The 26,253-nt window shown below is 50.2% G+C and carries 21 protein-coding genes; 10 read left to right on the top strand and 11 right to left on the bottom strand.

Going from position 1 to position 26,253, the window contains the following annotated elements; translation table 11 throughout:
• Positions 1–491: 491 nt before the first annotated feature.
• Genes JXQ28_06460 through JXQ28_06450 form a run of 3 tightly spaced genes read left to right on the top strand, consistent with a single transcriptional unit; the run spans position 492 to position 4,083 of the window.
• The gene (locus JXQ28_06460) at positions 492–1,442 is read left to right on the top strand and encodes a cytochrome c3 family protein (protein MBN2277371.1); all 951 of its coding nucleotides are present in this window, start codon (positions 492–494) and stop codon (positions 1,440–1,442) included.
• 10 nt (positions 1,443–1,452) lie between these two features.
• Positions 1,453–3,009 carry a hypothetical protein gene (locus JXQ28_06455; GenBank protein MBN2277370.1) on the top strand — a complete coding sequence of 519 codons (1,557 nt, stop codon included), beginning with the start codon at positions 1,453–1,455 and terminating at the stop codon, positions 3,007–3,009.
• Positions 3,010–3,021: 12 nt separating this feature from the next.
• The gene (locus JXQ28_06450; GenBank protein MBN2277369.1) at positions 3,022–4,083 is read left to right on the top strand and encodes a hypothetical protein; all 1,062 of its coding nucleotides are present in this window, start codon (positions 3,022–3,024) and stop codon (positions 4,081–4,083) included.
• A gap of 96 nt (positions 4,084–4,179) precedes the next feature.
• On the opposite strand, the gene JXQ28_06445 is transcribed toward JXQ28_06450, so the two are convergent.
• The 3 genes from JXQ28_06445 to JXQ28_06435 all read right to left on the bottom strand — a co-directional run bounded on the left by JXQ28_06445 (position 4,180) and on the right by JXQ28_06435 (position 7,346).
• Positions 4,180–4,578 (bottom strand): hypothetical protein, encoded by a 399-nt coding sequence (locus JXQ28_06445; protein ID MBN2277368.1) that lies wholly within the window; start codon positions 4,576–4,578, stop codon positions 4,180–4,182.
• A gap of 78 nt (positions 4,579–4,656) precedes the next feature.
• Positions 4,657–6,366 (bottom strand): hypothetical protein, encoded by a 1,710-nt coding sequence (locus JXQ28_06440; GenBank protein ID MBN2277367.1) that lies wholly within the window; start codon positions 6,364–6,366, stop codon positions 4,657–4,659.
• Positions 6,367–6,377: 11 nt separating this feature from the next.
• Positions 6,378–7,346 carry a DmsE family decaheme c-type cytochrome gene (locus JXQ28_06435; GenBank protein ID MBN2277366.1) on the bottom strand — a complete coding sequence of 323 codons (969 nt, stop codon included), beginning with the start codon at positions 7,344–7,346 and terminating at the stop codon, positions 6,378–6,380.
• 570 nt (positions 7,347–7,916) lie between these two features.
• Between JXQ28_06435 and JXQ28_06430 the strand changes: the two genes are divergently transcribed.
• Both JXQ28_06430 and JXQ28_06425 read left to right on the top strand, forming a co-directional pair.
• Positions 7,917–8,432 (top strand): cytochrome c3 family protein, encoded by a 516-nt coding sequence (locus JXQ28_06430; GenBank protein MBN2277365.1) that lies wholly within the window; start codon positions 7,917–7,919, stop codon positions 8,430–8,432.
• 142 nt (positions 8,433–8,574) lie between these two features.
• Positions 8,575–10,062 carry a hydroxylamine oxidase gene (locus tag JXQ28_06425; protein MBN2277364.1) on the top strand — a complete coding sequence of 496 codons (1,488 nt, stop codon included), beginning with the start codon at positions 8,575–8,577 and terminating at the stop codon, positions 10,060–10,062.
• Between the two features lie 41 nt (positions 10,063–10,103).
• Here the strand turns inward: JXQ28_06425 and JXQ28_06420 are convergent, their stop codons facing one another.
• From JXQ28_06420 to JXQ28_06400, 5 genes are all read right to left on the bottom strand, one after another.
• Positions 10,104–11,615, bottom strand: coding sequence for a NapC/NirT family cytochrome c (locus tag JXQ28_06420; protein ID MBN2277363.1), 1,512 nt, complete (start codon positions 11,613–11,615; stop codon positions 10,104–10,106).
• Positions 11,612–12,253, bottom strand: coding sequence for a cytochrome c3 family protein (locus JXQ28_06415; protein MBN2277362.1), 642 nt, complete (start codon positions 12,251–12,253; stop codon positions 11,612–11,614). Before JXQ28_06415 ends, JXQ28_06420 begins: the two co-directional genes overlap by 4 nt.
• A gap of 11 nt (positions 12,254–12,264) precedes the next feature.
• Positions 12,265–14,115, bottom strand: a complete 1,851-nt coding sequence (locus JXQ28_06410; GenBank protein ID MBN2277361.1) for a cytochrome c3 family protein — start codon at positions 14,113–14,115, stop codon at positions 12,265–12,267.
• Positions 14,116–14,481: 366 nt separating this feature from the next.
• Entirely contained in the window at positions 14,482–15,804 is a 1,323-nt protein-coding gene (locus JXQ28_06405; protein ID MBN2277360.1) for a DUF4397 domain-containing protein, read from the bottom strand.
• 88 nt (positions 15,805–15,892) lie between these two features.
• Complete coding sequence (locus JXQ28_06400) at positions 15,893–16,114, bottom strand: DUF378 domain-containing protein (protein MBN2277359.1); 222 nt, start codon at positions 16,112–16,114, stop codon at positions 15,893–15,895.
• Positions 16,115–16,354: 240 nt separating this feature from the next.
• Here JXQ28_06400 and JXQ28_06395 point away from each other — a divergent pair, with 240 nt between their 5' ends.
• Positions 16,355–17,290: a MerR family transcriptional regulator gene (locus JXQ28_06395; protein MBN2277358.1), complete on the top strand. Its 936-nt coding sequence runs from the start codon at positions 16,355–16,357 to the stop codon at positions 17,288–17,290.
• Here JXQ28_06395 and JXQ28_06390 read toward each other — a convergent pair.
• From JXQ28_06390 to JXQ28_06380, 3 genes are all read right to left on the bottom strand, one after another.
• Positions 17,277–18,584 carry an alginate export family protein gene (locus tag JXQ28_06390; GenBank protein MBN2277357.1) on the bottom strand — a complete coding sequence of 436 codons (1,308 nt, stop codon included), beginning with the start codon at positions 18,582–18,584 and terminating at the stop codon, positions 17,277–17,279. The genes JXQ28_06395 and JXQ28_06390 overlap by 14 nt on opposite strands.
• Positions 18,585–18,903: 319 nt before the next feature.
• Positions 18,904–21,045, bottom strand: a complete 2,142-nt coding sequence (locus JXQ28_06385) for a DUF4388 domain-containing protein (protein MBN2277356.1) — start codon at positions 21,043–21,045, stop codon at positions 18,904–18,906.
• Position 21,046: 1 nt separating this feature from the next.
• The gene (locus tag JXQ28_06380; protein ID MBN2277355.1) at positions 21,047–22,126 is read right to left on the bottom strand and encodes a PilT/PilU family type 4a pilus ATPase; all 1,080 of its coding nucleotides are present in this window, start codon (positions 22,124–22,126) and stop codon (positions 21,047–21,049) included.
• A gap of 220 nt (positions 22,127–22,346) precedes the next feature.
• On the opposite strand from JXQ28_06380, the gene JXQ28_06375 reads away from it, so the two are divergent.
• The 4 genes from JXQ28_06375 to JXQ28_06360 all read left to right on the top strand — a co-directional run bounded on the left by JXQ28_06375 (position 22,347) and on the right by JXQ28_06360 (position 26,184).
• Positions 22,347–23,312: a DUF523 and DUF1722 domain-containing protein gene (locus tag JXQ28_06375; GenBank protein MBN2277354.1), complete on the top strand. Its 966-nt coding sequence runs from the start codon at positions 22,347–22,349 to the stop codon at positions 23,310–23,312.
• A 29-nt stretch (positions 23,313–23,341) separates the two neighbouring features.
• Positions 23,342–23,851 carry an inorganic diphosphatase gene (locus JXQ28_06370; protein ID MBN2277353.1) on the top strand — a complete coding sequence of 170 codons (510 nt, stop codon included), beginning with the start codon at positions 23,342–23,344 and terminating at the stop codon, positions 23,849–23,851.
• A gap of 125 nt (positions 23,852–23,976) precedes the next feature.
• Entirely contained in the window at positions 23,977–25,446 is a 1,470-nt protein-coding gene (locus tag JXQ28_06365) for a C1 family peptidase (GenBank protein MBN2277352.1), read from the top strand.
• A gap of 204 nt (positions 25,447–25,650) precedes the next feature.
• Positions 25,651–26,184: a CBS domain-containing protein gene (locus JXQ28_06360; protein MBN2277351.1), complete on the top strand. Its 534-nt coding sequence runs from the start codon at positions 25,651–25,653 to the stop codon at positions 26,182–26,184.
• Positions 26,185–26,253: the final 69 nt, after the last annotated feature.

Here is a 26,253-nt window from a genome sequence, read left to right as displayed (position 1 = left end):
ATCCTGTTCGACCATGGGGGAATTGGCCGTCACACCGCAATTTAAAATCCGGGAAATATGAGGCCCCGCAATGACATACGGGACAATAGAATAATATGACATGGAAATGGTATCCGGCGCAACGGGAAGAAAATTCTCAAATCGGCTTGACGCGACTCGGGGATACGTGTATTTTCAAGACACAGGAGTAAACAGCAGGGGTAGTTTTAATCACATTTTCAGATGATTGTTAAAGAGCATTATCTATACCCTTAAGTACATTTTAAAAACCGAAATAATACAGGATAAAATGGATTATTTCTATTGATTTTTGTCGATTAGTAAATTAAATTCGGGTGTGATTTATGACTAACTGCACAATAAGTAAACAAACCAACCGGGTAGAGAGAATCATGGAATTACTGCTGACAGGGGCAGACTGCATCTGCAAACCGACATATGGCTCTTTGTCCGGCAACCTACTTAAATAAACGACCAACCTTGGAGTTACAATGTCGGGCAAAAATTTCAGAATTCTATCTGGGGCGATGGTCCTTCTGCTGACCGGCATATCGATTGCATCGACGGTAGAAATATACACCAGTCAGGATATGATCAAAAAATCACAATCATGTCTCGACTGTCATGAAGATAAGTCGGCCTCGCTGTCCGGAACGGTGCATCAATTGAGCCGTACGACCGATTTAAATTCACCCGTGACGGTCGGCTGTATCGGTTGCCACGACGGCTGGGAGGCACATCTCGAGGAACCATCCAGAGAAACCGTCGCCGATCCGCGCAGTTATTCGGCAGTCGATCTGGCCGAGGTTTGCAGTCGTTGTCACACGACGGCTCATCAGGCGGCAATGATATCGACCAATCCTCACAATCGAACCGATGTCAACTGCTTATCCTGCCACACCATTCACCGGATGAATGAGGCGAAAACCGGTAGGGATGATATGCCGGACAAATGTCTGTCGTGTCATACCGGGGTGGCCGCGGAATTCAACGCGCGATCGGCTCACCCGCTGGCTTCGGGCAATATCAGTTGTATCGACTGCCACAGCCTTGAGGGAACGAAAGATCCCGAATTGGCGGTCGGGCTCGACTGGACCTGCCAGAGCTGTCACAGCGATAAGGCCGGACCGTTCGTGCACGAACATCCGGTTGCCTACACTCACCTGGTCAATGGCGGCGGTTGTACCGAATGTCACCGGCCGCATGGATCGCCGAATGATCGCCTGCTCAATCAGCCCGGTAACGGAACCTGTTTGCAGTGCCACGGGACGCCTCCCGGGCATCGGATCGAACACAGCGGGTTGGGAACAAAACTGGCCTGTGTCGACTGCCATACGGATATTCATGGTTCCTATGATAATCGTTTTTTTCTGGATCCCGATCTGGGTACGAAATTATTCCCGGATTGTTATCAATCCGGCTGTCATATAATGAACAGGTAAGGAGGTGAGAATGCACAGATCTAAAGCCTTATGTTTTTCCCTCCTGCTCTGGATCGTAACCGGTGCGCCAACCTTGGCCGGAAGCGGCGTCGGTCAGGTTAAGATAGGCTATACCATCATGGACGAGGAGGGCAACCTGTCGGTTAACCAATCCACCTTCAATTGCTACGAGGGATTCGACCTGTCCCTGGAAAAATTCCGATATGGTTTCGACAACGGGATGCGCCTGTCGGCCGATTTGCAGAGGTTGACGCTCAACAACCGGAATCTGAATTTCGGCCTGGAAAAATCCGGGCTGTTCGGGGTCCGGATGTTCAACAACCAGTACCGCCGGATTTACGATTTCGACGGCGGCAGTTATGTCCGGCGTCACCGCACCGGAACATCGGTCTGGATTAACCCCCACCGGTATATCCGGCTTTTCAGCGGGGGTGAATGGATCGGCCGCAACGGCCGGGTAGCGGAATTGTTCGATGCCGCCGGAGCAGCCCCGCCCGAGGACCTCGATTACGATCAGCACGCCTATAATTTCGGTTTGAGAGTGAACTATTATGGACGGATGGTCCAGGCAGAGTACAAAACCGGCAGTTATACCGACAACAACGATGCAACCAGAGATCAAAAACTGAGCCGGGTCAATCTGGTCGGTATTGTCCCGGTCCCCCGTTATGAGTGGGCCGTTCTCAGCGGCGGATTCCGGCATTTCGAAACCAAATACAAAACCACCGATTTCGCTATCAGCTCTAATAATGTCTGGGGCGGTATCAGGCTGAAACTACCTGAAAATTTCGATGTCAATTATTATGTCGTCTTTGATCGGAGTCTTTCCGACAGCGATTATGTGGCGACCGATAACATCTCCAACACCTTTTACGTGACTCACACCTGGCCGGGAATGGCCGGATTGACCGCCGGATACCAGCATGATATCAATGACGATTTCGAGGATGAAGTCCAAGCCAATTCGATGTATTCATCAGGCTGGCTGATGCCGTTACCGGTACTGGAATTCCGGGGTGAGTACGGTTACCGGTCCGAAACGGTTGAAGATGGAAGCCGTCTGCTGGGAGATGCGGACCGCAACCGATTTAAAATCAGCGGGCGCTATTCTCTGCCCGAAACGGGCTCCCTGACACTCAAATTCGAAAACAAAATACGGAAAAACGATCAACTCGGGAGTAAGGTCGATTTCTCCCGCGTCACGGTCGACAATGTCTTGACGGCGCTGGAATACGCCGACCTGACCTGCGGCTATTCTTTCTCCAAAGGCAAATACCGCAACGAGGAACAGGTTTTCGAATTCCGCGATCACCTGGTTCATGGCGATATCACTTTCGAAGAATATCATGGCCTGACGACGGGATTTGGAGCCGTATATTATCGCAGCCACCGGGATCTCGATGTCGAGCATTTCACCCTGCGGTTCAGCGGCAGTTATCGGATTAAAAAAGACTACCTCTTGGCGGTTGTTTATAATGTCGACAATTTCGATGATTTTCTGGTCAGGGATCAATATTACACGGCCAATATAGTGGAAATAAGTTTAACAAAAATTCTATCCTATTAGGAGAGAACTACTATGAGAGCAACTAAAGTAATGTCAGCCATCCTGACTCTGGCGGCGCTTGTGATTTTCGGTGGCGGCTGCGAGCGAAAGGTTGTCAACGAAGATGGCGGCGACCAGGCTTCCTTGAGCAGTTGTTTCACCTGTCACGGAGATGACGGGTATATTCTGGCGGCCCAGGGTGAATGGCAGAATTCTGTCCACGCTTCCGGCAACAATGTCGATTACACCAACCGGGAGGGAGCCAACTGCACCCAGTGTCACGATCATCAGGGATTTCTGGATTACTTGAGTACGGGTGAGACCAATGCGCCGTACGACCAGGTCAGTTCCATTCACTGTTTCACCTGTCATGCCCCGCATACCCGAGGTAACCTGTCCCTCCGCGCGGATGACGCCTATACCCTGGCCAACGGCGATACCTTCGACCATGGTCCGGCCAACCTCTGTGTCAATTGCCACCATTCCTTTATCGATGCCGCATCGATTACCTCTGGCATAGAGGTCAGCAGGTACTGGGGACCGCATCACGGTCCGCAGGGCGACCTGCTCAATGCCAGCAACGGCTACGAATATGCCGGATACGATTATCGCAATACCGGCCATGCCAATATCTCAGATAACAGCGGCTGTATAGGCTGCCATATGGGTAATCCGCAGACCCATATCAGTTACAAAATCGGCGGCCACAGTTTTAATATGGTCGATGAAGAATCCGGGACCACTCTGGTCGGGGTTTGCCAGACCTGCCATACCGAAGCGGCCAATTTCGATTATGAAGGCATTCAGACCGAGGTCGAGGAATTGCTGGCGGATTTGGAAGAATTGCTCTATGATGCCGGTGTCGTGGGTGCCGACGGTTACCCGGTTACCACGACCATTTCCGACGTGGGTACGGCCGGGGCCCTGTACAACTATGTGATGATCGAGGAAGATCGCTCCATGGGCGTGCATAATCCCTGGTATATCGTTGATCTTCTGGAAAGTTCCATCGAATATATGGAAGGCATAGTGGTCGGTAAAGTAGTTGCCGGCGGGACAACCGGGATTAATACGGAGCTGGTCAAGGCTCATTAAAACCTTCCATAAAATGTAGTATACGATACAAAAAGGCCGCCGGTTGGTCCGGCGGCCTTTTCTCGTCAGCGACGATACTCGACTAAGTCTTACCGGTTATAAATCATAATTGAATCCGGTCCGGATAATAAACAGCGATCCGGATTCGTCTCCATACACGTACCCCTGGTCATCGATCAGATCATAATACTGACCGTCAGCCGTCCAGGTCAGACCGGCCGAGATCTCATATTCCAGCCCGAGTGACAGACCCAGCAAACGGTAATCCAGGTTTGAGTACTCATGCATCTCATCGAACGAGAAATCCTGATGGGTCAGGTCGGTCCCGCCGATGAAATCGTTGTAGAGTCGTTCTGTTATACTGGGCATGATAACCTGGTCGAGTTCCGCCTTCGACTGGCTGAATGTCAGGGTGGCGAACAGTTGCAGTCGGGGCGAATAGGTGTACGATGAATTGAGATAAAGATTCAGAGAATTGGTTTTGTAATCGACCATGGCATACTCGGAGCCGTAATGTTTGGCTAAGACGGTAAGCGGACCGACACCCACGGTGTCGGTAGAAATATGGCCCGCTCAGCCGTCGAACAGCGCCACTGTCACCGGCCCGCGCGATTTGAAATAGGCGTGGGTCCCGCCGAGGGTGACCGCCCATTTCGGACTGGGGATCAGATTAACCGCCAGGTTGGGCTGAAGCGACAGGTGGTTGACATCCAGGGAATCAAGATCGCCGTTCTTGTCGTATTTCCCTTTCAGTCCGACCGTCAGGTTGATCTTCTTATCCGGCCGCCAGGTGGAACTCCATTCGAAGATGTGTTCGTCGGTCGGCAGGCTGGTGATAGTCTGATACCGGAGGTCCTCCCTCTGGAAATAGAAAATAAAGGCAAAGCCCGGCACCAGTTGCTCCAGTTCATCGCGTCCCGGCCGCTCGAACAGACCGCGACCCGAGACAAACGGATCGGATGTTTTTTCGAACCGGTACTTGACAGTCGTGGCATATTTCAGTCCCTTGCGGTACTGCATCTTGACCTGGCCGATAAACCGGTTGGTGGTCAGGCCGTCGGCCTCGGGGTAATCATAACGATCAATCCGATCATATTCCAGCATGACCGAGGCGGTCGTCTTTTTGGTCAAGCGGGAAATAAGTTCCAGCGATCCGCGGGCATCGGCCCGGTCGAGTGATGACCAGCGCGTGAAACTGAAGTCTATCTGCGGCCCGCCGCGTCCGGCCCGAAACAGGGGCAGATCGATAAACGGATCATCGGCCCGCAACCTGGTACCCGTTACCCGGGCGATCAGCCGGGTTTTCTGATTGAGCGGCCAGGCGTAGTTAAACGAGCCCACCCACGCGGTGCTTGAAAGATCCGTTTTCCGGTTGGTCGCCTCGCTGTAGCTGAGCGAACCGGCGTACTTTCCTTTCCCCAGATCACCCTTAATCCGCACCTTATGTGACATTTTCTCCGTTTTCGGATAGGTTCCGATCGGCAAAATAGTATCACTGTATATCATGCGGGAGCTGAATTCCGCTCCCGAAGCACCGGTCACCGGATGGACCGCGGGATCGAAATACGCCCCGACTTCGGGCGCCTTCGATTCGAAAATCCGGTACCCGAATTCATAACCGACCGTATTCCGTCCAATCTCACCCTGGAGAGCGGCGATAATCTGGTGGCTCACCTTGTCAACCGTGGCACTCTGCGAGGTGACATGACAGCTGAAACAATGGGTGGCCCCGATCTTTTGCTCCGTCCCGGTTTGCAGGATGGTTCGATGCGCCGCTATCAGTTTGAGATTATGTTCCCGCGCCAGGAGTATCTCGACATCGGTCTGGATCTCCTTGCGATGAACATTATAGTCGGCCCGGGGATCGAGAATCTCATGGGTGAGAATTTTCCCTCCGCCGGCCTCGCGCGTTTCCAGGTTGGTCAGGAGATCCTGTCCTTTCCGGTGCAACATGGAACGGTAACGGATATCGGCTTTGAAACGGTCGCCCACGATCGTCGATAACTCGCCCCGGGCGTTTTTCTCATCGTAGTAGTGACCGTATAACGAGAAAATCTGCCCGTTCCCGCGCATGTAATAATCAAATTTCAATTCCGGCACGAATTCATCCTTGTCGAGATTGTACTCACCGACTTTTTTGGCATAGTCGGTCAGATCGGTATAATGTCCGCCCACCCAGAGCGAGTATTTCTCTTCAGTCACGCCTGTTTGTCCGAATACCATCAGGGCCGGGACAATAATAAGCAGGAGACTGAGAACGATCATCGGTAGTCCTTTTCTCATTTTCCCCCCTCCTATCTTGTCAGGGCGTTGCCTGAGGTTGAAATTGCCTGAGATGGCAAATCGGAACCGTGAATCTCAGTGTGACACTGGGTGCATTTGGTCAGCATGCCTTTTTTCCAGCCGTCGGGAGTCGAGTAACCCGCCCGTTCGGGAGCCAGAGGCACGGTGAAATTGCCGTCCCACCCCTCGATCGTGGCATGGAAATGCATGGCATGGCAGTTAAGGCAGAGAGCCGGTTCGGTCTGGATCAACAGGTTATCCGCCACCGAACCATGAGGCGTATGGCAAACCATGCAATCCTCATTGACCGGAGCATGCTCGTAAACAAACGGCCCTTCCTTCTCCGGATGACAGCTGAAACACAGTTCCCGGCCGGTATTCTCCATTGTCAGGGTCGCCTGACCGCCATGCGGATTGTGACAATCGAGGCAGGTCATCTTGCCCTCCCGCACCGGGTGGTGCGACGGCATGAACGACGCCGCTCTGACATCACTGTGACAGCCGTAGCACTTTTCCTGGATGTTGTCAGCCGATCGGGGCCGGTGTTCGGCATGAATGGTATGACAACTGGAGCAGTTGACATCAGCCGTATTATGCTGAGCAAACGTCCAGTCATCAAACTTTTCGCCGCTGTGGCAACCGAGACAGGTCACTGAACCGAACTGATCGCCTTTGGCGGGATTAATAATTTTCTCCGGATCGGATTCATCGGCATGAACCGATCCCGGACCGTGACATGATTCGCAGGTGATCGCCCGATTCGATGATTGCAATTCCGCAATCGTACCATGAAGCGTTTTGGCGAATTCCTCGCCGATTTGATCATGGCAACTCAGGCAGGTTTCATCTCCGACCAGAAGGGCTCCGGGAGGCGTGGACATGGCTAATGCCGATGCCGAAAACATCCAGATTATGCCAAGCGTCAGCATAACCCTAAAGACCCTTACCGGCAAAGCCGCGAGTCCTATCTTTTTTTTCATAGGCATTCCTCTCAAATCAGTTGACTTAGCCGAGCAGTTTATTTAAATCCCTTTATTCACAATATCTGAAAAAGAAAACCAAATTTGATCGGTTCCAATATGAATTCTTTCACCATTTCCGACCGGGAAATTCTTTCGGCCCGAGTGATAAAGGCTATATTATTTCCATTATCTCCGGCAGATTCCATTACCTGAAGGTACAGATTTCCTTTGAAGGGCGAGTTACAATTCAAAGCGGGCGGGTTAAAACGATGGGCAATCGCCGTTCGATACACAGATACAGGATTGAATTCATATTTGGATAAAAGCAACCTTGCCCCGAACACCATTTGCCGCCGCCGATCGGCGGCGGTAAGTCTCTCTCTACAGCCCATTTGTCCCTGGAGTAGTTGTAATTAACTAACTTGTAAGGAGTCTAATAAATAGGAGTCATCCAGTCAAGGTTAAACTTGACCTGAATAATAAATATCTAAAAAAATGTTGCTCCGGTCGGATCCGTTTTGTATAATGATCATGAGGAAATTACAGGGAAATATTAAAACCGCATAATACAATCCAGGAGGCTGAACAGTGAAAAATCTGGCAATTTTAATGATGGCGGTAAGCCTGTTGTTCGTTTTCACCATGGTCTGGGCATCCGAGGAAAAACCGAAACACGATTTTGCCGGGGTGGACAAGTGCAAAATATGCCACAAGAAAGACGGCGTTTATCCCTCATGGCTGGAGACCAAACATGCCAAGGCCTGGGAAAGTCTCGACGAGAAGGCGCAGAAGAATGAGAAGTGCATCGGCTGTCATTCCACCGGTACCACCACCGAGGGTGAACTGCTGACCGGGGTGCAGTGTGAAGCCTGTCATGGTGCGGGAAATGATTACAAGAAAATGAGCATTATGAAGGATCGTGAGCAGGCCATTGCCAATGGGCTGTTGATTCCCGATGAAAACACCTGCAAGAAATGCCATAATGAAAATGTCCCGGAGGAATTCCGACCCAAAGAGGCTTATAATTTCGCCGAGATGATGAAAACCGGCATTCACGCTAAACCGGTCAAAGAGGAAAAGAAAGAGGCCACGGAAGGCAAATAATTCTTTTTCGACAGAATTTTAAGCGCTCCGCGACGGGGTGCTTTTTTATTGGAACAACTTGACTAAAAGCGTGTGATTTTTTAGCTTTCCCTCATAATTTTTGACGGAAAGTGAATAAATGTTTTTCTTATTTTATGGCATCATGAAAAAATTTCACATAACCATCGGTACAGCTGTTATCGGATTTTTGCTTCTGGCGGGCGTCAGAGCGGGCGATATCAGTCCGGCCACTCAGGCCTGCCTCGACTGTCACGCCGACCTGATGCCGGGACTGGTGGAGGATTGGTACCACAGTCGTCATGCCCGGATGACTCCGGCCGAAGCGCTCCTGTTGCCCGAGATTGAGCGCCGGGTTTCGATCAGTGATTCGCCCGGGTACCTGACCGGGACGGTGGTCGGGTGTGCCGAATGCCATACTCTTCTGCCCGGCGAACATGAGGATACCTTCGAGCATTTCGATTACCCGGTCCATGCGGTGGTATCGCCCAATGATTGCGCCGTCTGCCATCCCGCCGAGTGGGAACAGTATTCGAAAAACATCATGTCCTTCGCTAATATCAATCTGACGCAGAATGACCTTTATCAAACCATGGTCAATGAAATCAATGGTCTTCCGGAACTGATCGACAATCAACTGACCACCGGTGAATCAGATCCGCTCACCGATATGTCGTCGTGCCTGTCCTGCCATGGCACCGAAATCCGGGTAACCGGAACGGCCAAACGTGAAACCGATTTGGGGACCCTGGAATTCCCGGTGCTGGAGGGTTGGCCCAATCAGGGGGTGGGACGGATCAATCCCGATGGTTCTTTCGGGGCTTGTACCGCCTGTCACACGCGCCATGTTTTTTCCATTGAAACCGCCCGCAAGCCGTACACTTGCGCCCAGTGCCATAAGGGACCCGATGTCCCGGCCTACCCGGTTTACCAGGTCAGCAAACATGGAAATGTATTCTTTTCTCAAAACAGCCACTGGGATTTTGAACCGGTTCCCTGGACCGCCGGCCGTGATTTCGCCGCCCCCACCTGCGCCGTCTGTCATATCAGCCTGGTTACCGATAAGGATGGAACAATCATATCCGAACGGACCCACCGCATGAACGATCGCCTGCCACAGCGGTTGTTCGGGTTGATTTATTCTCATCCTCACCCGGCCACACCCAATACCTCCATTATCACCAATAAGGCCGGTTTTCCGCTACCGACGGAATTAACCGGTGAACCGGTCGAGGAATTTTTGATTGACCGGAAGGAACAGGAAAAAAGATTGCATAATATGCAGAAGGTTTGTCGGGCGTGTCATTCAACAACCTGGACCGAGGGGCATTTCGCCGCCCTGGATCGGGCGGTGGAGACGACCAATGAAATGACCTGGCAGGCCACCGATCTGATGACCACCATCTGGACCGAGGGATTAGCCCTGGGTTTACCCCAGGGATCGATTATTTTCGATGAGGCTATCGAGAAACAATGGACCGAGCAGTGGTTGTTCTATGTCAATTCCACCCGGTTCGCGGCGGCCATGATGGGAGCCGATTATGGCGTTTTTGCCAACGGCCGCTGGTACATGGCTAAAAATGTCCGGGAGATGCGCGACTGGCTGGAGCTTCACAATCGTTTGAAGAAATAAAATCCGACCGCGAAATCAAACCACCTCAAGACCAATAATCACTATGGTTGAGTGCCGCTGTGGCACTCGTTGCAATTCATTTCTTTCCAGGCTTCGTCAATATCTTCCGGGTGAACAAACTCAAGACCATCGGGCGAAGTCGCCATAACGGTTGCACCGTCTTTTCCCTGCGAAATAATCGTATGACAGATAGTACAGTCACGGGAAAGGATATGGCCGTCCTCGGTGGTCAGGCTACCGGTGTGACAGCGCATACATCCGGGACTGATAAAATGGCCGATATTATCGGGATAAACCTCCCAGCGGACTTTCATCTCCGGGAAAATACTCTGTGCATACTTATCCTGCACCGCGGCGATAGCATCGTTGATATCATCCGGACGGGTTTTAATTATTTCCGGATAATGATCGCGGTAATATTCGGTAATGGCTCCCGCGATACCGTTGGTAGCGGCCGTATCATTCTCATATTTGGCCGCCATCGCTTTGACCGCAACTTGCTTGATATCCGGTAGAGTCGTATTGATCCGTCCGGCCTCCATGGCTATATCGGCGTCATAATCCGGAGAATGATATATATGACTGGGGCGATTGTGGCAATCCATGCAGTCGAACCGGCGCGGAGTTGCGGCCGCGATTTCCTCATCACTCAACGGATTCTCCTTGTCCCGGTAAACCGTTGCTTTCCCGGTTTCGATATTGGTGGCCCTGACCCAGGGGATATTCTGCAATTGCCGGTCACGGGCGATGTACTCGATATTATTGGTCAGGAAGGTATGCCAGTGGATACCGGAGGGACGACCGACTTCGGGGTTACCACCGCCGGTTTTAACCAGCAGATTGATCGACCAGCGGGTATTATCATGATCATACATGTAATGGTTGAAAACGCGTTGCTGGCCTCCGAAAAACTTGGCCGGCCAATGACACTGCTCGCAGGTTTCCCGGGCCGGACGAAGATTTCTAATCGGGGTTTCAATCGGCCTCGGGTAAACATTCGCTATGACGGCATAAACCTGATAAAGCCCCGATATTTTCGATTTTGCGAACCAGTCCGCCCCCGGACCGACATGACAGGCCACGCAGGCCACCCGGGCATGAGGTGAATTCTGGTATGCTGTGAACTCCGGTTTCATGACCGTATGGCAAGTCTTACCGCAAAAAGCGACCGATTCGGAATAATGATAGGCTTCGTATCCCCCCACGGCGCTGACCAGGACAAACAATCCGGTGCCGAGAATGAATACCAGGGCGGCATTACGGTGGCTTTTCTGATTCAGGTCCACATAGGGCCAGCTGGGATAGCTGACCTCCCCGGTTTTCCGGACCCGTCGCCAGGTTCGAAACATCCCCAGAGGAATAAGCAACAGCGAGACCACCAGGATCGGAGGCAGAACCATGTAAAGAAATATCCCCAGATAAGGATTGGTAACCCGGGTAAATATCCCGATCACATAAAGAAAAGTCATCAGGAGAATGGTTATGACGGCGCCGACAATCCCTATTCCGCTCAACCAGTTATAGGCCAGTCGCGGGAATTTCAATTTTTTCATAGTATTTTTCTTTCATATACAGAAACTAAACATACTGCCGTTACCGTCAAACCCTGCTTAAACAGCCCCACCCCATGAATCAACTCCGAATAATGGATGAGGATACTGTCCTGCGGGATATCATACGTTTCCGAAACGGCCGTTCCTTCCTTGTGACAGCGACTGCAGACAAAAGGTATATTGAATTTGGTCACCCGGGAATCGGGTGAAGAAACGGCCAGAATATCATGGGCGCCGTGACAATCGGCGCATCTCGGGGCCAGCCTGCCCCCCTCTTTCACCGCCCGGCCGTGGAGACTGCCGTTGTATATTTCCGCGATTTCAACATGACAAAGACCGCAATCGACCGGTTCCAGTCGTTCGGTATGGGAAAAATCCTCTACCCCGTCAAGGTCGCTGTGGCAGTCGATACATTCCATTTCACCATGCATCGACTTCCGGTATTTTCCGATATCGAGATAAACGGAAATCTGCCGGCCATCCCGCTCGCCGGTGAGGTTGGGGTCTTCATGACAGGTCAGACAATCATTGATCAATTGCCCCGCGGCCGGCAAAACCGGGAGCCATATCCAGCCAACAAGCAGAGCCGCCGCCATTATCCCGGCCGGAATCAACTGCCGCCTGTTATTCCCGCCCATATCTATTACGATCAGCCTTTATGATCGGGCATATCCCCGCTTTTATTTTCATCCGGGGTAATTGTCGGTGTTCCCGTCAGTTTCAAATCTTCGGCATGTTCATGTTCGTACATTCTCCTGGGCATCTTGCCGGTGTACCAGGAAGGATTCATGGGGTATACATCGGGATTGAAGATGGTCGAATACATATGCCAGATGAGAATGGCCAGGAAAGCGAGCCAGGCTTCATAATAATGAATCACCAGGACCACATCCAGAAATCCCTTGGGGAACCATTCCACCGCGAAATTGTCGAACCAGAGGAAAAAGCCGCTGATGATCATAATCACTGTCCCCCAGACCAGGGCCCAGTATTCCGCTTTCTCGACATAGCTGAAACGCCCGAATCCCGGCTTAATTTTGCCGATACCGATATTGTACAGAATAGTTTTCACAAAGCCGTGAAAATCTCTCAAACCCGGCATCATATCCTTCAGGAATTGCTTGCCCCGCGGTGAGAATAAATATACCACATGCCAGATAGCGGTTAAGACAAAAACCACGGCCGCGACCCGATGTATGATTCCCCGCAAAGGAAATCCGCCCTCCCAGCCGAACAGGGTATTGACCCACCAGGAATTATAAAACCGGAGAGCGAATCCGGAAATGACCAGAACAATAAAGGAAACCATCAGGAACGTATGCTGCCAGACCTCGCCGATCGTCATCCGCCTGACCTGATCGCCTTCGCTGACCTGTTTGAGCTTCTTGCGCAAATCAAGTAGCCAGTGAACCACCATCAGACCGATTATCAGAGTAATTACCACGATATAAATACTCTTGACAATACCGGCCACCGGCGTCTGGGATATTCCGGGGGTACTATGAATGGGTGTTTTGGCCATTTCCGCCGTAATTCCGGGATGGCAGTGGCCGCAAGTTTCCTGGAGATTGGCCGGGTAAATCGAGGACGTCGGATCGGTGTGCGGCAGAATGCGATGGGCCCCGTGACAGGAGGCGCAGTTGGCCACGGTCAGGTCGCCCGCCTTGCTTTTCAAGCCATGGTAGCTGTCCACATAGGTTTGCAACCGTCCCGATGGAATACCGTATTTTTCGTTGAGACGGGCCGACTCATGGCACGGAGAACAGGTTGCCTCGGCCACCCGTGAGGGACTCACCCGGGATTCCGGGTTGCTCGGTGAAATGATACCGTGCTCGCCGTGGCAATCGGTACAGACCGGGGAATCCGTTTCCCCCCGCTTGACCAGCTTGCCGTGGATACCTTCCCAATAGTCGTTTTCCACATTCTGGTGGCACTTGCCGCAGGTTTTCGGAATATTAAAATGATTGATCGACGATTCCGGGTTACCGGGGCCGAGAATCCGGTGGGCCGTGCCCCCGGTGGAATGACAGTCGTTGCAGGTGGCCGCCACATACACCCCGCCCAGCGCGGCCTGACCATGAACACTGCTTTTATAAAGCTCCACCGCTTTGCCGTACAGAATATCATGACGTTTGGTCAGATCGATATCATCATGACAGCGGCCGCAGGTTTCGGGAAGGTTGATTGGATTCACTCTCGAGTTTTTATCGGCCGCTGGAAGGATATCATGTTTGCCGTGGCAATCAATACATTCGGGAATATCGTAGCCGTCCTTCAGGCTCATCCGCCCGTGCTGGGTGTAAATCCTGGCGGCCTCATCATGACAGGTACCGCAATCAACTTTCGGCAGGTCTTCATCATGCGGCAGATCGCTGATCCCGGTATGGCAATCGATGCACTCCAGGCCGTCATGGATCGACATGGCCATGGCGCGGTCGTAACCGCTCTCTTTCTCACCGGTGGTCTTTTCATGACATTCAAGACAATCGGCGCTTTCCACGGCCATCGCCGGACCTGACACAAATACTAAAAAAATCAATAAAACAGAAATTGCTGAATATAATTTTATGACTCCCATGACCTTTATTAACCCCAAAGCAAGTTTTTCATGTTGGCAAACATCGACAAATTCGCTCTAAATAATAAAAAATTTAATCGGCCGGCGCAAGTGAATCTTTTCACATTACACGATAATTTTGATCGTAATAACCCACAATCACAAAACTCGCCGAAATACGGAGATGGTCCAATATAGACAATTGCCCCGGGGATTCGACTTCGTGGTGTCGATTACCATCAAAGCAAACGACCGATCCGAAATCAGATCGGCCATTTGCCATCTACACTAAAAATTGAAGATAAAATATCAGTTATTGACAATGATCGCCGCCCCGATGGCTGTGTCACCACTGCCAGCCAGAAATCCTTTGGCAAAAACAGTATAAATCTTGCCATCCTCAAGATTGATTCCGGGCAGATTCAGGATGACCATTGAAGTCCCGGCGGCTCTTACCTGTAAATCATACAAGCCGGCATTAAGCGGTGTAAAAGAAGTATAATCTCTGAAAGCCTTGTTTCCAAAAACCACCGTATCGTCAGTCAGGGTAATATCTACCGCCGGAGCATCGGGAGAAAGATGCAGGAAGCGAATATGAGCCATGCCGGCCGCCGGAGTCGTCAGATCATCAACCAGAACCAGCGGCTCAATATTGGATACGCTGTTCACTGCAAAAATGGAGTAGGCCATACCGGCATCAAGATTAAGTCCGGCATTAATAACCGTTGTCATGCTTCCGCTGACATTAACTTTAACTCCCCGATCACCGGCATTTACATCGAGATAGCCGGTATTGTTGGGAAAGGTCAGAGAGGTATTGTTTATCACTAGGTCGTCAATCAATAAATCCACCCCCGGTGCATCAGGGGAAGCATGGGCCACCAGGACTTTGGTGACAGCCGGCTTCAAATCCACAAACAGGTCGCCATCGTTGTTGTCCACGAAAATGCGGACTGCCAAATCATAAAGGTCGGTATTGTCCAGTGTCCCATGAGCCACCGCAGTGTAGATCACACCGGCAGTGACATTAATTGGTTCAAAAATAAGAACTTCGGAATTGTCTCCGGACGGGGTTACCACAAAAGTATAAGAACCGGGATCTACCTCGGCATACTCGGTAATATCCTTGAAGGCCTTATTGACAAACACGGTCGGACCGTCGCCGCTGTTCAATTTAATATCCACCGCCGGGGCATCAGGCGAAGCATGAAGAAAACGAACCTTGGCCTTGCTCTGCACTTGCGACCGATCATCAACCGCCACCACCGGCTCAATCGAACCGAGATTGTTAACTGCGAAGACAGTGTATGAGGTGTTTACCTCAAGATCCAGATCGGCTTCAATCACAACCGGTGAGTTGGCACCAGCCGGAGTCACCGAAATATTGCGCACACCATCAGAAATTTCGGCATATCCTGATGATTGCCCGTAACCAAGTCCTCCGATGGCCACGGTTCCGTCAACCCGAATATCAACCTCGGGCGCATCATAGCTGGCATGAATTACACGAATGGATGAAGTCATCTTAGAAACAGATTTCATGGGATTATTGTCATCATCACTGCATCCGGCGACAAAGATCAAACCTAAAACGATGGCTGTAAATCCTGCAATAATTCTTTTGCTTAACATCTTTCCATACCTCTTAATAATAAATTGATTTTCCTCTTTTCGGGGCGGGCTGATTGCCCGCCCCTTTTGATTACCACAGCCCTACGGATTAATTACTTTCTGAAACAACGTTTGTGCGCTGCTGAATTGACTTGAATTGGATTATCTGATACAGGGCACTGAGACCGACCAGGCCATAAACAATGCGACTGAGTGCAGTCATGTCGCCAAAAATGCTTTCGACCAGATCAAAATTGAAAAGCCCAACCAGCCCCCAATTCAGACCGCCAATCACCAGAAGCGCCGCCACGATAATGTTAAACGATTTCATCTTAAATCCTCCTTCATTAGTGTTTTCTGTCTTCCATGACTATCATAACAGAAAATGTCTAATTATTGTTCCCATATTGTATAAGAATCTTGAATATTTAATATCTTATTATATTACAATGGTTTATAATTTCTATTGGCATAATTATATTGTTATACTATTGTAACAAGGAACAATTTAAAGCAAGTTTACATTATATACCTTGACAAAACTTTGACAATAATATATGTATGGTACATTATGATTGCAAAACACCCCATAAGAGTCGTCTCCAAAAAAACCGGCCTCTCCCCCCATCTGATCAGGATTTGGGAGAGACGTTACAGGGCTATCCTTCCGGAGCGATCGAGTACTAACCAAAGGCTGTATTCCGATGAGGATATTGAAAAACTGAAACTGCTGCATCAGGCCACTGAATCCGGCGAAAGTATCAGTCAGATTGCCGGTTTATCGACTGGAGAACTCCGGAATATGCTGGGTGAAAATTCCAAATCACCATCCATACCTTATCAGGATTCAAAGTTGAATGGCCCGGGAGCGGGGCAACCGTTACGCGAAATCATCGAAAATTGCATTATGGCTATCCATGAACTTGATTCCGTCAAACTGGAGGCGGTTTTGTTGCGCGCCTCGGTTGATTTGAGTCAGCGGGTATTGATTACAAAGGTTATTCAGCCCCTGATGTATGAAATTGGCAATCTCTGGGCCAGGGGCAGTCTTAAAATTGTTCACGAGCATCTCGCTTCGGCGGTTATTCGGACTTTTCTGGGCGAGATGATGTCTTCTCTCAGATTATCCCATTCTGCCCCTGTTCTAATAGCCACCACGCCTCGCGGTCAGACCCATGAATTCGGGGCAATGATTGCGGCAATTCTGTCCTCATTCGAGGGCTGGCGGCCGATTTATCTCGGGCCGGATATGCCTGCCGATGATATTGCCCATGCCGCCAATACAAGGGAAGCACCAGTAGTCATTCTGAGTATTGTTTATCCTTTAAATGATCCTCTTCTGGTACGGGAACTGCGTCGGTTGAAAAAACTACTCAATGGCGATATTTCGATTCTTGCCGGCGGGCGTGGAATTGAAAACTACCGTGGGATTCTCGCTGAAATTGGAGCCATACCGATAAACGATCTCGATAGTTTGATTACGGAGTTGAAGTCTATCCGACCTTGAAAAGGAGTTCGGCCCGAACCCAGCTGTATCCGTCGGCTCCATGAAAATAATAATTGCCGGGCAGAAAACCTTCCCACAGAAAATGACCAGTCAAGTTCTTATCGATGACGAATTTCAACAGGCCGATGAAAAGGTTACCGCGGTTATGTCCATCTCCGCCGGGAAAAGCCGATTCCGGGTCCGCCACCCGCGGAGCCATCAAATGGTGATATTGCAAACTGAGGTTAATCTTCGGAGTGAAATCGAAATCGCACCGGCCATAAAGCGAGGCCAGATTGGTCCACCAGGCCACCCGGTCCTCTTTGATCTGGGTATAAATATACGATTCGCTCCACTTGGGCCAGCGGGCAAATATTGGATTCCACCCTTCATCTTTCTCGGTAGCCCGATTATCCCCGCTCAGGCAGATAACTCCCAGCTGAATCATTTTCGGCAGATACGAAGGCCAGACCGTTTTATAATCAAGATGAAAATACCCCCCGAATGCGGCCCGATCATATTGTCCCGCTTGGCCGAACTGGAATGCTCCCTCGCCGGTTACCGACAGACTCTCAATCAATGGAGATACAATCCGACCCCCGATCGTGTTGATTTCCGATGCTAGCGTATCGATATTGTTGGCATCGACATTTTTCCGAACATAATACCCCTGGATATCATAGCGGTTTATCCTGCCGGAATAATACAAACCGATCCCTTCCTCGGGTTGCTCGACCAAAACCTGGTCAACTTCGTTTATCACCGGAAGCCATTCATCGATTTCTTCCTGATAGCTGTAAAAAACGGTTAGTTCATGCCCGGGAGTTATCCGCCAGTCGAACCGCGCGGCATTGAAATAAATCGAGCGGGAACCGTCCAGAGGATGTCCGTCCATTACGATAAACCCCTCACCCAGCATAATATTCTGTCTTCCAAGAGTCAGAATCCCATCCAGCGGCTTTTTCAGATTCCATTTCAAATAAAGCTGATCGACAAAAATCTCATCGATCTCGAATTCGCGGTCGGCCGGTATAAAATAATAGCGGAATTCGTTGGTCAGTTTCAGGGCCAGTTCCATTTTCGGATCAGGATAATACTGCCCCATCAGGCTGGTCCGGTGACGGGTAAAAGTGGTGGTTTGGGCGGCTGAATCGGCCAGGGTTATGGTATTGTCCCAGGTCACCAATCGCAGGCGTTCCGAAAACGATATTTTTAAATGCCTGAAGTTATTTCTTTCTGCGGTTTCTTCAGAGGCAACCGACTGCATGATAACGCCGCTTATCAGAAGTATAATGATTAACGTTTTTTTCGCCATTTCGCCTTGCACTCTCACCGGTTAAATTTACGTAAATTCGGTTTTAAAATATACATCATAATTATTTCTGAGACAAGACCTTTGGCGAGGGGACACCATTGGGGGCTTATAGCCCGGATACCGGGTTATTTTGTCAAATAAAAAACATCCATTTACACGAAAATTGTAAGGCTTCGTCATTACTCTTGTAAGTTAATTTTAGTCTACCATACGACCTCCATCAATTTCCATGCCCCCCAGTGGACCTTCTGACCTTCCCGGAATGATGGAGGCCATTAATTATGGGAAAAATCGGCCAAGAAATCGGCCGAATAAGGGTTTAAAGCAACTGGCCGGATTTAAGTTTCTCATCCATCAAGCGGCATCCTTCCATCAGGATCGATTCGTTGGAGAGATCATTGTTGGGCGCAGGAAGACTTTCCGGGCCAATTGGCTCCACCGTCCAGATTCCGTCCCCCCAGGTCAGCCCTTCGTAAACCGCCTCGGCCCCGACCAGATCCCGCAGTTGCGCAAAACTCAAAGAACCCCGATCGAGATAAATAGTCAGGCGGTCACCTTCGGCGGCACTGTTTATGACAGATATTTTGACAGTTTTCAGACTGGGACCGAGCGCCTGAAGTAAATCTATCAGATTCATATCCGCCAGCCGTCCGCGGGCGCCCGAGGTTCCTCCAGCCACTTCATCGCTCTTATTGACCCGCGTTTTACTGCGAGCCTGGAATTTACTGATTTTGGTGACCAGCATATCGAGATTGTTATCCCGGGCGATGATATCCTCGACCCCTCGTTCCAGCAGACCAGTCAACCGCGATATGGAACTGGTATCGGTCAGAAGGAATGTAGGCGTTTTTTCGAATTCAATTCCGCCCTCGGTCAGCTCATCGATAAACAGCGTTATCCCATGCGATTCGCCCGCCACCACCAGAATCATGATATCCGGCCTGGAACGCTTATAGAGGTCTATAAAGGAGGTAGTCGAGGTATGTGAAACGGTCCGGAATCCTTCGTTCTTAAGGCGCATCTCGAGCGGCTGCAATAACAGCAGGTCCTTGCAGTAAATCATCACCTGGCCATTGTTTCGCGAGGTGTCGTGATCGAGTATCTCCTCCTGGATCAAATCGATAAAGGCCTCGACCACTTCGGCCAGGAAAAGCTTGCCGATCATATCGCGGAGTTTTTTCCTGATGGCATCGAAGCGATCCAGCGATAACCGGTCGTACTGCAGGGTGCTGTCACAGAAAAGATCGACAATGGTTAAAATATTCCCGCCCAGAATTTCAATCGGTAAATGCCGGGTGTATTTATCATTCAGGTCGAGATACATGGATTTCAACATTTCCAGCACCACCGGGGGATAATTAAGAGAGGCCAGAAGTTTGATAGTCAACTGCACCACCTTGCGGTTGTCCTCGGCCTCCTCACTGTGGTAATAAAACCGGGCCAGATCGTGAATGTAGGCGGCGTTGGTGATCAGCATCCGATCCTTTTCGGGAAGCCCCAGTTCACGGCAGAGCTTTTCGGTATAATGGCCCACCTGGCCGCCATGATTGATCGGCAGTTTGGATTTAGACGACAATAGCGAGGTGAACAGGTCCAGATTACGCTGAAGCAGATCGCTTTCGACCGTTATGGCTTCCTTTTGAAGCAGGAGCGAGGCGGTATTACCGTAGTACCGAACGGTTGTCCCCGGAGAAATTTTCCGCACCCGGTCAATCAATCGTAAATAGTCACCAGGGACAGTATCTTTGACCAGCATCGACTGGAATTTCATATCGCCGATAATATCGTAGGCGTCATCGGCCGAATCGGTCATCACCACCCGATAGTTATCCCGTTCCAAGATGGATTGAAGAAGCGGCGCGGTGTAAATCTCGTCGGTCACCAGAAGAATTGCCGGACGATTGGTTTCGTTCAATTCCGGCGCGGCGGATTCCTCGAGGGTTGGAATCCGGCCGGTATCAGTAGCGATATCGGGGATTTCCAGAAGGAGATTATCCTCCAGAGTAATATCCTGACCATGATAAAAACGGGCTATGGCGGTGGTGATGGCGATTTCGGCGGCTACGTATAATTTTACATTCTTGCCCCGGGCCACGAAATTCAGTTCATTGATCAGGCTCTGATCGTTGGGATCGGGACAGGCAATCTTGATTACATTCTCATCGGGATTGTAATCGAACGGAATCACCCGGCGCACCTCGGCCACCTTCTGCGGAATCAGCTTGATTATAATTTCGGGAATTTCGAGACCGGAGAGTACTACACCCTCGCATTCCAACTGGGTTTTGAGAGCCTCGACCAATCCGGTTTCATCGATATATCTATAGTACAGTAGTTGTGAGCCGAATTTCCCGCCCCGGGCTTTCTGGCGAAGAAGCGCTTCCTTGATCTCCCCCTCGGAAATCAATCCCTTTTCCACCAGAATTTCATCGAGACGTTTTTTCCCGTTCGCTTGCCCCATATTACACTTTCACCTCATGTTCCATAGGAATCGGCATTTCGATAAAACTGCCGGGGTCGGCCGCCACCCGGGCCGCCTCTCGGGCGGTTACGGTTCCGGATTCGACCAGGCTTCTCAGGTGGTTGTCAAGAAGCCGCATACCTTTCTTACTTCCGGTCTGAATGGCCGTTTGAATCTGGTGCGTCTTGGCTTCACGAATCTGGGTTGAAATAGAAGTGCTCTGCAACAGTAATTCATAAGCTACTACCCGACCGCTTCCATTGGCCCGTCGTAATAATTGCTGCGAGATAATTCCTGCCAGAGAATCGGCCAGCATGATCCGAATCTGAGCCTGCTGATCGGACGGAAAAACATCGATGATGCGATCGATAGTGGCTGTCGCCGAGCAGGTATGCAATGTCCCCATCACCAGCAGGCCGACTTCGGCGGCCGTTACGGCCAGTGAGATGGTTTCGGTATCGCGCATTTCACCGACCAGGATAACATCGGGATCCTCGCGCAGGGCGGCCCGTAGTCCCGAGGCAAAAGTCTGCGAATGAAGGCCGATCTGGCGTTGCGAAATCAATGAGTTTTTCGGCTGGTGAATATATTCAATCGGATCCTCAAGCGTAATAATATGTTTGGAAAAGTTGGTGTTGATATGATCGACCATGGCCGCCAGAGTGGTTGTCTTGCCCGAATTAGTCGGACCGGTAACCAGCACCAGACCCGCTTTGGTTTCGGCCAGCCGGGCCGCTACCTCGGAAAAGCCGAGCGAAGACAGATCGGCGATTTCATCGGAGATAAGTCGAATTGAGGCCGCCAATCCTTTGCTGGTCCGATAAATATTCAGCCGAAATCGCCCCACTCCATCTATTCCATGAGCCAGATCGAGATCGCCCGTCCGTTCGAATTGCCGTATCTGATCATCAGATAACAACTCATAAATTAACTGGCGAATATCCTCTTCGGACAGATTCCGATGCCGGGTTTTTTCGAGTTCGCCATTGACCCGTATGATCGGGACCGATCCGGCCACCAGATGCAGGTCAGAAGCTTCGGCTAACTTGACTATTTTCAAAAGGTTATCTATCTTGGCCATAATCCATTTCCTGTCGGTGAGCATTTCCCATTATGTTTTAGATATCGGACGATTGCAGTAAAATTTAAACCATGCCGGTTATGATATTGAGCGATTTTTTATCCCGCTTGTTTGGAATGACACTCTCGACCGTTTTTCCTTTCGAATACCTCCCGAATCGTTTAAATTGGATGTATATCCGGAAAATAATCCAGGACATTAACTAAAGAAGGGATTATCTATGGTGTCGGCCGGAAAATCGGTATCATCAATTCGAATCGGTATCAGCGCCTGCCTGCTGGGTCAGAAAGTCCGCTTCGATGGCGGGCATAAACAGAACCACTATCTGACTGATATTCTCGGGGAGTACTTCCACTTTGTCCCGGTTTGCCCGGAGGTTGAAGTCGGTATGAGTGTCCCGCGCGAGGCGGTTCAACTTGAAGGCTCTCCCGATAATCCGCGTATGATCGGCATTAAAAGCCGTCGTGACTGGACCGATCGGATGAATCGCTTTGCCGCTAAATGGACCAAAAAGCTGAAGCGCGAAAATCTGTCGGGGTACATCCTGAAAAAAAATTCCCCCAGTTGCGGGATGGAACGGGTGAAAGTGTTCAGTAAAAGCATTCCCGCTAGGACCGGACGAGGTCTTTATGCCGCCGCCCTGATACGACATTCTCCGCTTCTCCCGGTTGAGGAGGAAGGACGGCTTAACGATCCGGCCCTGAGAGAAAACTTTATCGTTCGGGTTTTTGCCTATGCCCGGCTGAATCAATTGTTCGACGATCGTTTCAGCCGCCGGTCGGTGATTGATTTTCACACCAATCACAAGTACCTGCTTCTGGCTCACAGCCCGAAACATTACCGGGAAATGGGGCAATTGGTGGCAAGGATCAAGGACCTCCCCCCAACTGAGTTCCGGGACCGATACAGCCGGTTATTCATGGACAATCTCGGGGTTAAGACAACGATTAAAAAGAATGTCAATGTTCTGATGCATATTCTTGGCTTTCTAAAGAATAAAATTACTTCCGATGACAAGCAATCGATTTTATCGGTTATCGAGGATTACCATCGCGCCCTGGTACCGCTGGTCGTTCCCCTGACGCTTATAAAACATTATGTTTTAAAACATAATATCGAGTACATCAAAGACCAGATATACCTTAACCCGCACCCGAAAGAATTGATGTTGCGTAATCATGTCTGATACCCGGCTTGGTTGGAAAGGAGTCTCCTATGTCACCGGATGGGTATGAAATTATTGTCGAAGTCATGGTGGAGATAATCAAAGGCAGTCGCAATAGGTACGAGTACGATCCGGTCCGGAAGATGATCTGCTTCGATCGGATGCTTTTCTCGGCAGTTCATTATCCCAGCGATTACGGCTTTATCATAGATACTCTGGCCGAAGATGGCGATCCTCTCGACGCTCTGGTACTGGTCTGGGAGCCGACCTTTCCCGGTTGCCTGATCGAGGCCCGCCCGGTGGGGGTCTTCAAAATGTGGGACGAAAAGGGAAGCGATGAAAAAATCCTCTGCGTTCCCATCAACGATCCAATGTGGAACAATATTATGGAGCTGGAACAGGTTCCCCCCCACCTGCTCAAGGAAATCGAGAATTTCTTCAGAATCTACAAGGAGTTGGAACAAAAAAAGACCGGGATTGAGGGCTGGATGGGGCGTGATGAGGCGCTTGAAGTGATCGAAAAATCGAAAGGAAATTTCCTCCGTAAAAACCGCCCCTGACATCTGAAGATGCAGTGGATTAAATAACCTCTCGTATCTATACGCCTCCCTTGACAATCGAATCGATCCGGCCTATATTTGAAAAAAACGGGCTTCAATTTCCCTGCCGGCATTAAGGAGTCATTATGAAATTACGGCTGATTACGATTTTAACCAGTGGTCTGGCATTATGCCTGCTTTGTACAGGTTTAGCCTTTGCCGGCGAAAACGGGGCGCTGACCCCGAAGACGGTCGACAATATTCGTTCCCGGTTCATTATGGATCCGTATCTCCGGGCCATGTATAACGCTGTCACCAATAATAACATCAGTAAATTGGCCTTGAACCGCGATCTTCTCCGGGATCACAATAATCTGTTCAGCCATAAAATTAAAAGTCGGGGCATCACCGACCAGAAAGCCTCCGGCCGCTGCTGGATTTTCGCCAGCCTTAATACTCTCCGCCCGGTCATGGTCGAAAAATATAAACTCGATAATTTCGAATTTTCCCAGAATTACCTGGCCTTCTGGGACAAGATGGAAAAAGCCAATACCTTTCTGGAATTTATGATTGAATTCCGCGACCGGGACCCGCTTGACCGGGAGATGGAGGGGCTCCTCCGCCGTCCGATCGGCGATGGCGGCTATTGGCAATGGGCGGTGAACCTGATTGAAAAATACGGGGTCGTTCCCAAAGAAATTATGCCCGAAACCAACAGCTCCGAAAATTCATGGAACCTCAATTACCCCCTGGAACGTCTGCTTCATTCCGATGCCGCCCGGTTGAGACGGATGGCCAAAGATGGCGCAAATGTCAGCGAACTGCGGACCGAAAAGGAGAAAATGCTGGCCGATGTTTATAAACTGCTGGTGATGAATCTCGGCATGCCGCCTGTTCAATTCGAATGGCGCTATGAAACTAAGGATACCGCCCAAATCGATTCCGCCAAGCAAAATGACACACCCGAAAACGATACCAAAGACAAAAAAACAATCGTCTCGGGAACCTATACGCCGTTGAGTTTCTACCATGATGTGGTCGGGGTCGATCTCGATGAATATGTCGATATCTTCGATAATCCCACCCAGGAATACTACCGGCATATTCTGGCCCAAAATACCCGGAACATGTACGATCGCGATGATCTGCACTATGTCAGTGTCCCGGTCGATAATCTCAAAAAGATTGCCATGGCTTCGGTCCTCAATGATGAGCCGGTCGTATTTGCCTGCGATGTCGGCCATGACCAGGACAGCGACGACGGGATTATGGCCGGCAATATTTACGATTATGGAACCGTGTTCGATATCGACCTGACCATGAGTAAGGAGGATATGGCTCGCTATTTCGAGAGTACTTCTAATCATATGATGGTTTTCCTCGGAGTCGATACGGCCGACGGCCAGCCGGTCAAATGGCTGGTCGAAAACAGCTGGGGTGATAAGAAGGGCAAAGACGGCTACTGGACCTTGTACAACGATTGGTTCGATAATTATGTTTACGGAATCATCGTGAAAAAAAAATATGTCCCCGAAGAAATCCTGAAAATATATGATCAAAAACCACTGGTTATTCCGCCGTGGGATCCAAACACTCAGATGCATCGGCTGGATTGATATGATTGCAGGTTGATAAGGGGCGCGGCCATTGCGCCCTATTTCCGTCCGTGCGGCTGATCAATAGAATTTATCCTAATCATCGTTTTTGTCTTTTGCATATTTTGCTTGTTTTATCAAAATCCTGACCTGCGCCTCTTGCTTTTTCGCCGGGAATAATATATAAATAACGCCTGTATATATGGCGTTTTGCTGGAGGAAGCTATGACCCTGACGTCTAAAAGAGCCGGGGATATTATGATTCCCATTCACCGGTATCCTAATGTTCTCCATACTGCCACCCTGCACCAGGCCGTAGAAATCATGGAACATGCCTCAATTGATATTGATGGGCGGAAATCCCTGCCTCGAGCCCTGCTGGTTTTCGACGAGGAATACCATCCGCTGGGAATTGTCCGACGCCGCGATATCCTGCGCGGTCTGGAACCGAAATTCATGCGAATTATGTCGGTCCCCCATCGCCGCAAACTGTTCGATATCGAGGGCGATCCCAACCTGGTCGAACTGGCCTATGGTAAGATCGCCAGCGGCATGAGGGAACAGGCCGAACACCCGGTCAGCGAGGTGATGCAACCAATTGTTTCGACCGTCGATATCAATGATCACCTGGCTAAAATTATCTTCAAGATGATTACCAAAGACCTCAACCTTCTGCCTGTTCTCGACCAACAGAAGGTGGTCGGTGTGGTCCGCAGTGTGGATGTGTTTAACGAGGTGGCGCATTTACTTGAGGACTGATGCTGTAAGGCGGGGGTCCTTCCATAATTGGAGAACCTATGTACAGAAAGTATCGTGACAGGGACGAAC

The organism is Candidatus Zixiibacteriota bacterium (assembly GCA_016933955.1).
GTDB lineage: Bacteria > Zixibacteria > MSB-5A5 > GN15 > PGXB01 > JAFGTT01.
The sequence above is the reverse complement of the archived record's forward strand: the minus strand, read 5'-3'. Positions and strand labels throughout refer to the sequence as shown.